This is a genomic window from Streptococcus danieliae (assembly GCF_009767945.1).
Taxonomy (GTDB): Bacteria; Bacillota; Bacilli; order Lactobacillales; family Streptococcaceae; genus Streptococcus; species Streptococcus danieliae.
The window spans coordinates 1-1,191 of the sequence record NZ_WSRS01000155.1; the positions used below are offsets into that span (position 1 = coordinate 1).

Consider the following 1,191-nt stretch of genomic DNA (forward strand, 5'->3'; position numbering starts at 1 on the left):
GCGGCTTCATAGCTAGCTAAATCTCTCGCATATTGGTCTTTTTCAAATGTGTATTGCTGGGTCGCTTCTTGCAGTTCTTTGGTTTGTTGGTAGTAAGCCTGATTGGCTTCACCAATTCTGGAGAAGGTCATCGGTTGTTCCTGAACTAGGATCACTCCTTCATCTTTTGCGGACTGAACCGCTGAATGATAGGTTGTTTCAGGGGATTCGTGACCAGGACGATTTTCTTGGGCTTGAACCTCTTCTGTAGCAATCAAGACTGGTGCTAGTAAGAGGCTACTAGCAAGCAGGATTTTTTTCATTCCTTCTCCTTAAACTTTTCTTTTTCCACATCATTATAAATTTGTTGGTAAAATATATAAATTATTTTGCTTGCTAATTATTACACAATATTCCATACAATAAAAGAAAAAACATTTAGATGCCGACTTTTTAGACAATTTTAAAAACACTCGAATTGGAACATCCGAGTGCTTGATTGGATAAGCTGCTAGAACCTTTCTTTTTCTATCACACAAACCCTCTTGTCTTCAGTCTGCCTTTTCTTCTTTCTTTAGAATGGATAAGGCAAACATCAGAGCTAGGACTGCAAAAATGCCGAGCGAGACAGCTAAGGTGCCACCATTTTTGGCGAGAACTCCTAAGAAAATACCGGAGAGGCCAAAGTCAGCATCGGAGAAGGTGGAGCCGGCAAAGCCAAGGTCTCCCAATACAGGTAGGAGAAATACAGGGAGAAAACTAATGAGAACGCCTTGGATAAAAGCACCAGCAATGGCTCCACGAACACCTCCAGAAGCATTGCCGATAACACCTGCCGTGGCTCCGCAGAAGAAATGAGGGACAACACCTGGGAGAATCACAACTCCGCCTGTCAAAGCTAGTACGATCATGCTCACAAGGCCACCTACAAAGCTCGAGATAAAGCCGATTAAAACAGCATTAGGAGCATAGGGATAGACAACTGGGCAGTCCAAGGCTGGTTTTGAGTTGGGCACTAGCTTTTCTGAAATATAGTAGAATGAAACAAAAACCGCACATTTTGTGCTATACTATTTTTATGGCATATTCAGTAGATTTTCGTGAAAAAGTTCTTTCATATTGTGAGAATATTGGCAGTATTTCTGAAGCAGCAACTGTTTTCCAAATTTCTCGTAATACCATTTATCAATGGATTAAATTAAAAGAGAAAAC

General features: G+C 41.0%; 2 protein-coding genes and 1 pseudogene. 1 reads left to right on the forward strand and 2 read right to left on the reverse strand.

What is annotated here, in order from left to right:
* Positions 1 to 302, reverse strand: a 302-nt coding sequence (locus E5983_RS09155) for a hypothetical protein (protein WP_160333502.1), incomplete at its 3' end; no start/stop codon positions are given.
* A gap of 228 nt (positions 303 to 530) precedes the next feature.
* Positions 531 to 1,022 (reverse strand): annotated as a pseudogene (locus E5983_RS09160) (PTS transporter subunit IIC); the annotation flags it as partial.
* Between the two features lie 35 nt (positions 1,023 to 1,057).
* Between E5983_RS09160 and E5983_RS09165 the strand changes: the two are divergent.
* On the forward strand, positions 1,058 to 1,191 hold a 134-nt coding region (locus E5983_RS09165; RefSeq protein ID WP_160332216.1), incomplete at its 3' end, for an IS630 transposase-related protein.